This window comes from Herbaspirillum sp. UBA812 (assembly GCF_002296545.1).
In the GTDB taxonomy this organism is placed as follows: domain Bacteria; phylum Pseudomonadota; class Gammaproteobacteria; order Burkholderiales; family Burkholderiaceae_D; genus Herbaspirillum; species Herbaspirillum huttiense.
This window is the reverse complement of the sequence record NZ_DBIC01000116.1, coordinates 1-6,853: the sequence shown is the minus strand read 5'-3', so window position 1 is coordinate 6,853 and position 6,853 is coordinate 1. Positions and strand designations below refer to the sequence as shown.

Genomic DNA, 6,853 nt, shown 5'->3' with positions numbered 1-6,853 from the left:
CACCACGGCGGCAATCGCATCCAGTTCATAACCGCTGCCCCAGTTGCCGTTGGCCCCGTACAGGCGGCTGGCCGACATGGCACCGGCCAGCCCCGAGAACAGGCCGCTGATCGAATACACGAACAGCAGCACCAGCCCCACGCGGATACCGGTCAGGCGCGCCGCTTGCAGGTTGCCGCCGATGGCGTAGATGTGCATGCCCAGCACCGTCTTGCGCAGGATCACCCAGGACAGCAGCACCACCGCGACCGCCACCCAGATCAGCCAGGGAACGTGCAGGAAATCGCCATTGCCTATCCATTCGAAACTGGGGATGTCATTGTTCAGCACCGTGGTGCCATCGGCCAGCAGATAGGCCGCCCCGCGGAAGGCCGTCATCGTGCCCAGCGTCACCACGAAGGCATTGATGTTGAGGAAGGCCACCATGGCCCCATTGACCATGCCCATCAACAGCCCCGACACGATGAACATGGGAATCGACCAGCCCGGCGCGGCACTGAGCGATATCTGCATGCCCAGCACGGCAGAGACAGCGAGCACCGAGCCGACCGACAAGTCGATGCCGGCGGTGAGGATGACGAAGGTCATGCCGGCCGCCAGCACCAGGTTGATGGCGACCTGGCGCAGGATGTTCATGGTGTTTTCGGCGGTGGCGAAGTTGGAACTGCCGTCGCCGCTGAGATAGATGGTGAGCGCATAGAACAGCAGATACAGCACCACCAGTACCGGCAACATGCCCAGCCGGTGCAGCAGCCATTGCGACGCCGTGGATGAGGAACGCGCCGCAGCCGCGTTGTTGTGCAGAGGAGTTGGATGAGCCATGACTAGGAGGAATGAGAAGAAGGAGAAGAAGACAAGCCCGAATGCGCCATGCCGTAAGCCGGAGCGCCCTGTCCATGCGCGCCCTGCATGCCACCCGCATCGGTGGCCAGATGCATGATGGCTTCCTGGGTGATGGCCGCGCCGGCCAGTTCACCGGTGATGCTGCCCTCGCGCATGACCAGCACGCGGTCGCAGATGCCGATCACTTCCGGCAGCTCGCTGGAAATGACGACAACGGCCACGCCCTGTTCGGCCAGCTTGTGGACAAGTTGATAGATCTCGCTCTTGGCATAGATATCCACACCCCGCGTGGGCTCGTCCAGGATCAGGACCTTGGGTGCAATCTCCAGCCAGCGCGCCAGCAGGACCTTCTGCTGGTTGCCGCCGGAGAGCTTGCCCACCGCCACGCCGGGATGCGCGACCTTGACGTTGAGGCGCTGTATGGCATCGCGCGCCACGCCATCCAGCGCGCCGCTGCGTACCAGTCCCAGCGTGCTGTGGCGGCCCGCCACGTTCATGGTGGCGTTGGCCCCCACGGCCATCTGCAGGAACAGGCCCTGGCCCTTGCGGTCTTCCGGCACGTAGGCGATGCCGGCACGCATCGCAGCGCGCGGTTCATCGATCTGCACCACCTGGCCATCCAGCAGCACGTGGCCGCCGCTGCGGGCATCGGCACCGAAAAGCAGGCGCGCCAGTTCGGTACGCCCGGCACCGACCAGCCCGGCAAAACCGAGCACCTCGCCGGCACGCACCGCGAAACTGGCCGGCCTGACCTTGCCACCCGCCAGATCCTGCACCTGCAACACCACCGGCAAGGCCGCCGCGTGTTCCGGGGCCATGCGGGTGTGCTGGTAGAACTCGCCCAGCGAGCGGCCCACCATCATCTGCACGATGCGTTCGGAATCGATCTCCTCGCGCGCCAGTTCGCCCACGAAGCTGCCATCGCGCAGTACCGTCACGCGATCCGCCAAGGCATACACCTCGGCCATGCGATGGCTGATGTAGATGATGGCCAGGCCCTCATCGCGCAGGCGTTTCACTACGCCGAAGAGATGCTCGGTCTCGCGTTCGGAGAGCGCCGCCGTCGGTTCATCCATGATGACGATGCGGCTGCGATGCACCAGGGCACGGGCGATTTCGACCTGCTGCTGTTCGGCGATGGAAAGACGTCCGGCCCGGTCCGAGGCACGGAAGCTGGCGCCCAATTGGCGGAGGACGGCATCGGTACGCGCGCGCATGGCGGCGTGATCGATCAGCCCCCAGCGTGTGCGCAGTTCGCTGCCCATGAAGACATTGGCGGCCACGCTGATGTTGGGCGCGACCGCCAGTTCCTGATAGATCAGGTTGATGCCGGCGGCGCGGCTGGCACCGGGGTCGCGCAGCGAGACCGGCTTGCCGTCCAGCAGGATCTCGCCGTCATCAGGCGCATGGACGCCGGAAAGCACCTTCATGAGCGTGCTCTTGCCGGCACCGTTCTCGCCCATGAGGGCGTGGATCTCGCCGGGGCGGATGGTCAGGTGCATGTCCGACAGCGCGCGCGTGGCCCCGAAGGACTTGCTGATGCCGGTCATCTGCAGAATGGGAGTGGAAGTCATGGCAATCAAGGAAAGCAGCCGCAGGGCGGCAAGCGCGTCCCGCAGCAGGAAGGTCTCCTGACTGCGGGCGCTGCGGATCGGGCTCGCTCACCTGTCAGGTGAGCTGCCAGATGCGTGGCTTCAGTTGGCCGGGACCCAGCCCTTGTAATCCGCCACGTTGTCGCGCGTGATCAGCTTGACCGGGAGCAGCTTGACGGCCTTCTCGGGGGCGCGGCCATTCATGACCTGATAGCCGATGGCCACGCTTTCAGCAGCCATGCCATACGGGTCCTGCGCGGGCGAGGCGGCGAAGAGCGACTTGCTGTCCTTGAGCGCGCGCTCGGCATCGGGTGCGCCATCGACCCCGGTGATGACCTTGATGTCGCTGCGCTTGGCCTGGCGGATCGCCAGTTCGGCCCCGATGGCAGTCGGGTCGTTGATGGCAAAGACGCCATCGATCTTGCCTTGCGCGGCCAGCAGATTGGACATGGTGGTCATGCCGCCATCACGGCTGCCGCCGGCGTTCTGGTTGTCGGAGAGGATCTTGATGCCGGGCGATTTCTTGAACTCCGCCTTGCAGCCGGTGACGCGGTCCATCACCGCCGACACCGGCGGGCCATTGACGATGACCACATTGCCCTTGCCCTGCAGCTTGTCGGCGATGAACTTGCAGGACTCGGCGCCGGCCATGGTGTTGTCCGACATGACGGTCACATCCGCACCTTCTGCGGCCACGTCCACGGCCACCACCACGATGCCGGCCTTCTTGGCCTTCTTCACGGCCGGGCCGACGCCCTTGGAGTCGGCCGCATTGAGCACGATCAGGTCGACCTTGTTGGCGATGAAGTTCTCGATCTGGCCGACCTGGGTGTTGAGGTCGTACTTGGAGGAGACCACGGTGACCTTGGCGTCCGGATTGATCTTGTGGGCGCCACTTTCAGCGCCCTTGGCGATGGCCACGAAGAAGGGATTGGCCAAATCGCCGAGGGTGACACCAACCGATTTCAGGGGCTTGTCGGCGGCCTGTGCAGGGGCCGTGGCGACGCCCAGTGCAAGAGTGGCGCAGGCGATGGCGAGGGTTTTCTGGATCATGCTGGTCTCCGTTCTTGTTGGAAGTTCGAGGGGGATGGCTGGGGCCTGTCGCGGCCCTTTGCTGCTTGCTGCTTGCTGCATACAACACGCCGGAACAGTCAGTCCCGGCGAACAATCTGGTCGGCACGGCTGCGCGTCGTTTCGATCAGCGCTGCATTGATCTCATCGCTGTTCATCACCCACGCCTCCGCCTCGGCCGGGCCGCGGCCAAACTGTACGTGGCGCGCAATCAGCCGCTGCAGCCGCACGGCAGGATCGACATCGACATACCAGACCTCATCGAGCAAGGGCCGCACGCGCGACCAGTGGCCGCGGTCGAGCAGCAGGTAATTGCCTTCGGTGATGATGAGCCGGGTGTCAGCAGGGATGGCGATGCTGCCGGCAATGGCTTCCTCGATCTCGCGCAGGAATTGCGGTGCGTAGATGACTTCATCGGCCTGCTGCTGGCGCAGCCGCGCCAGCAGGTGGACGTAGCCGGCGCTGTCGAAGGTATCTTCCGCCCCTTTGCGCGTGGCGCGGCCCAGGCGTGCCAGCTCCGCATTGGCGAGGTGGTAGCCATCCATGGGCAGGATGACGGACTGCGTCAGCCCTTGCGCCTGTGCATGCGCCAGCAGCGCAGCTGCGAACGTGGACTTGCCGCTGCCGGGCGGACCGGCGATGCCGAGTATGGTGCGCTGGCCTCGGGCCAGCAGCGCTGCGAGCCGGTCGCTGAAGGGGGTCGGAATCATGGTCGACTCATTCCTTTTTCTAAGGACGGCCTGTCAGACCGTCCACACGCGCCTTGCGCGTTCTTTATTGAAATGCAGCACAACAGCAGCTTCTCCTGTTGTGCTTGCTTCGCCCTTCTGCCGCATGGCAGGCGGCTGTCGTGCCAACCGGATGCGGATATGCGCGAATTACGGAAAGCCGACAAACTAAGCGATTCTGTCTCCTGAATTTCAGCACTCCTGAATATTCATGCGTTATTTCTAATTATTGCTAGTTCCTCGTCGTCAACGTGATGAAATTTTCTTTGAATTTTTTCGATATCGATCCCCTTATGAATAAGTCAGATCATTTTCAGACTGCATGAAAAAAGGACGCTACCTCGGTGGTAGCGTCCTTGTGATTGTCTTTTCCGCGCCGTGCGAAAAAGCCGTGATGCAATGAGATCAGGCCCCGGCCAACGCCGCCGCATCTGCCACCACGGTGGCATAGCGATCGGCCAGTTCGGTCAGCGCCACGCGCTGGACTTCGGCCGCCGTGACCGGCGCACCGCCCAGAGGATCAGGCAGGTCGCGGGTGGCGCAGGCAGCCGCCACGACCGTGGAGGCATAGCCATGGTCCAGCGCCGAGCGCACAGTGGCACTCACGCACATGTGGGTGGCAAAGCCGGTCACGATCAGGGACTTGCGGCCGGTCTTCTTGATCGCTTCGTCCAGCGCGGTACCGGCGAAGGCATTGGGCAGGCCCTTGGGCAGCACCAGTTCCTCACCCTGCGGCTGCACACCATCGATGATGGCCACATGCGGGCCTTGCGGATCGAACATGGCACTGCCCGGCTTGCTGTGGTGGACGATGTGGATCACCGGCGCACCGGCGGCACGGGCCTGGCGCAGCAGCTCGGCGATCTGGCCCACGGCTGCATCGATGCCGGCCAGCGGTGCGCGGCCCGTGGTGTATTCGGTCTGGTGGTCGATGATGAGCAGGACGGCTTCCTGCCAGGTGGCGGCGCGGGCGCTGCCACCGGCGATCTGGATCAAGGTCTGGGGAGAGGACATGCGCGGTTCCTTGTTAAAAAATGTTCGAGAGAAGTCGATAAAACGCTGCAACTGAACGTCAATGCACAGTGACGGACCATCTTAGTCCGATAAAATTCGCACTGCCATTCACCAAAATCGCCAGCCGCCTGTGAAAAAATTAACAGCCCGCAGCAAGGCCGCGCCCTTGCCCTCCCCGCAAGCCATGCATGCCGCCCTGGATGCCGACTGGGAAAGCCTGCGCAGCTTCGTCGCTTTCGTCGAGGCCGGCAGCCTCTCCGGGGCGGCCCGCGTGCTGGGCGTCACGCATGCCACCATCGGCCGCCGCCTGCACCTGCTGGAAGAGGCCTTGCAGGGTCCGCTGTACCTGCGCCGCGCCGAGGATGTGGAACTGACCCGCCTGGGCGAGAGCGTGCTGACGGCTGCCCGCGCCATGCAGGAACAGACGCGGCAACTGGCGCGCACCCTGGCGGGCGGGGACCTGCGGCTGGAAGGCAAGCTGCGCCTGGCCTGCACCGATGCCATCGGGACCATGTTCCTGGCCCCGCGCCTGCCCGCTCTGCTGGAGCAATGGCCAGCGCTGGACGTGGAATTCGCGCTGGGCCACCAGACCCTGAGCCTGGCACGGCGCGAAGCCGACCTGGCCCTGCGCTTCGGCAAGCCCCAGGATGGAGAACTGATCGCCAGGCCGCTCGGTGCAGTGCGCTTCTACCTCTGTGGCACGGCTGACAACGTCGTGCAATGGCACCGGGCGCGCAAGATGGCACCCTTCGTGGCTTATGACGACGGCGTTCCGGACATTCCGGAGACGCGCTGGATCGCCGACCATGCCGCCGGCAACCCGGTGCGTTTCCGCAGCACCAGCCTGGTGGCGCAATGCATGGCCGCGCGCGCCGGGGTCGGGCTGGCCTTGCTGCCAAGCTATCTGCTGGCACCGGAACTGCAGACTGTGGAGTCCGCGCCACAGCTGCAGCGCGAACTGTGGGCGGTATTCCATCGCGACCTCAAGACCCTGCCCCGGCTGCGCGCCGTGCTGGCATGGCTGCAGGACTGCTGCGCGCAACTCTGAGAATTGCCTCATGGACAGGCCCACCCGGCGCTGGCGGCGGCTGCACGGGGCCTGCGGTGCTATAATCGCGAACCTCCGGGGATGGGCTCCACCACCGCTGCAGCAGCACATTCAAGCGGCCCGCCGCCCTCCTCCTCGCCGGCGCGCGCATGTTCCATGCGTCCTTCCTGCGCTCTTCGCCTGATAAAGATTTATGCAGAAAAAAGTATTCATCAAAACCTTTGGCTGCCAGATGAACGAGTACGACTCGGACAAGATGGCCGACGTGCTCCATCTCGCCGAAGGCCTCGTCAAGACCGATCGTCCGGAAGAGGCCGACGTGATCCTGCTGAACACCTGCTCGATTCGCGAGAAGGCGCAGGAAAAGGTGTTTTCCGACCTGGGCCGCCTGCGTGCGCTGAAGAAGGACAAACCCGACCTGCTCATCGGCGTGGGCGGCTGCGTGGCCTCGCAGGAAGGCGACGCCATCATCAAGCGCGCACCCTTCGTGGACATGGTGTTCGGTCCGCAGACCCTGCATCGCCTGCCGCAGATGATCTCCGAGCGGCGCTACAGCG

General features: G+C 64.4%; 6 protein-coding genes and 1 pseudogene. 2 read left to right on the top strand and 5 right to left on the bottom strand.

The genetic code is table 11. The features are described 5' to 3' along the window. From B3873_RS07570 to B3873_RS07550, 5 genes are all read right to left on the bottom strand, one after another. A partial coding sequence (locus B3873_RS07570; RefSeq protein WP_286865023.1) for an ABC transporter permease subunit occupies positions 1-822 on the bottom strand: 822 nt, incomplete at its 3' end. Between the two features lie 2 nt (positions 823-824). Then, positions 825-2,417: a sugar ABC transporter ATP-binding protein gene (locus B3873_RS07565; RefSeq protein WP_286865021.1), complete on the bottom strand. Its 1,593-nt coding sequence runs from the start codon at positions 2,415-2,417 to the stop codon at positions 825-827. A gap of 120 nt (positions 2,418-2,537) precedes the next feature. Beyond that, positions 2,538-3,488 (bottom strand): ABC transporter substrate-binding protein, encoded by a 951-nt coding sequence (locus B3873_RS07560; protein WP_276842834.1) that lies wholly within the window; start codon positions 3,486-3,488, stop codon positions 2,538-2,540. 98 nt (positions 3,489-3,586) lie between these two features. Further along, the gene (locus tag B3873_RS07555) at positions 3,587-4,216 is read right to left on the bottom strand and encodes a nucleoside/nucleotide kinase family protein (protein ID WP_286865019.1); all 630 of its coding nucleotides are present in this window, start codon (positions 4,214-4,216) and stop codon (positions 3,587-3,589) included. Positions 4,217-4,639: 423 nt separating this feature from the next. Further along, positions 4,640-5,248: a cysteine hydrolase family protein gene (locus B3873_RS07550; protein WP_286865017.1), complete on the bottom strand. Its 609-nt coding sequence runs from the start codon at positions 5,246-5,248 to the stop codon at positions 4,640-4,642. Between the two features lie 130 nt (positions 5,249-5,378). On the opposite strand from B3873_RS07550, the gene B3873_RS07545 reads away from it, so the two are divergent. Together B3873_RS07545 and B3873_RS07540 are read left to right on the top strand one after the other, a co-directional pair. Continuing rightward, a complete protein-coding gene (locus B3873_RS07545) occupies positions 5,379-6,296 on the top strand; it encodes a LysR family transcriptional regulator (RefSeq protein ID WP_286865015.1) in 918 nt (305 codons plus the stop codon). Between the two features lie 193 nt (positions 6,297-6,489). Then, a pseudogene (locus B3873_RS07540) lies at positions 6,490-6,853 on the top strand (tRNA (N6-isopentenyl adenosine(37)-C2)-methylthiotransferase MiaB); the annotation flags it as partial.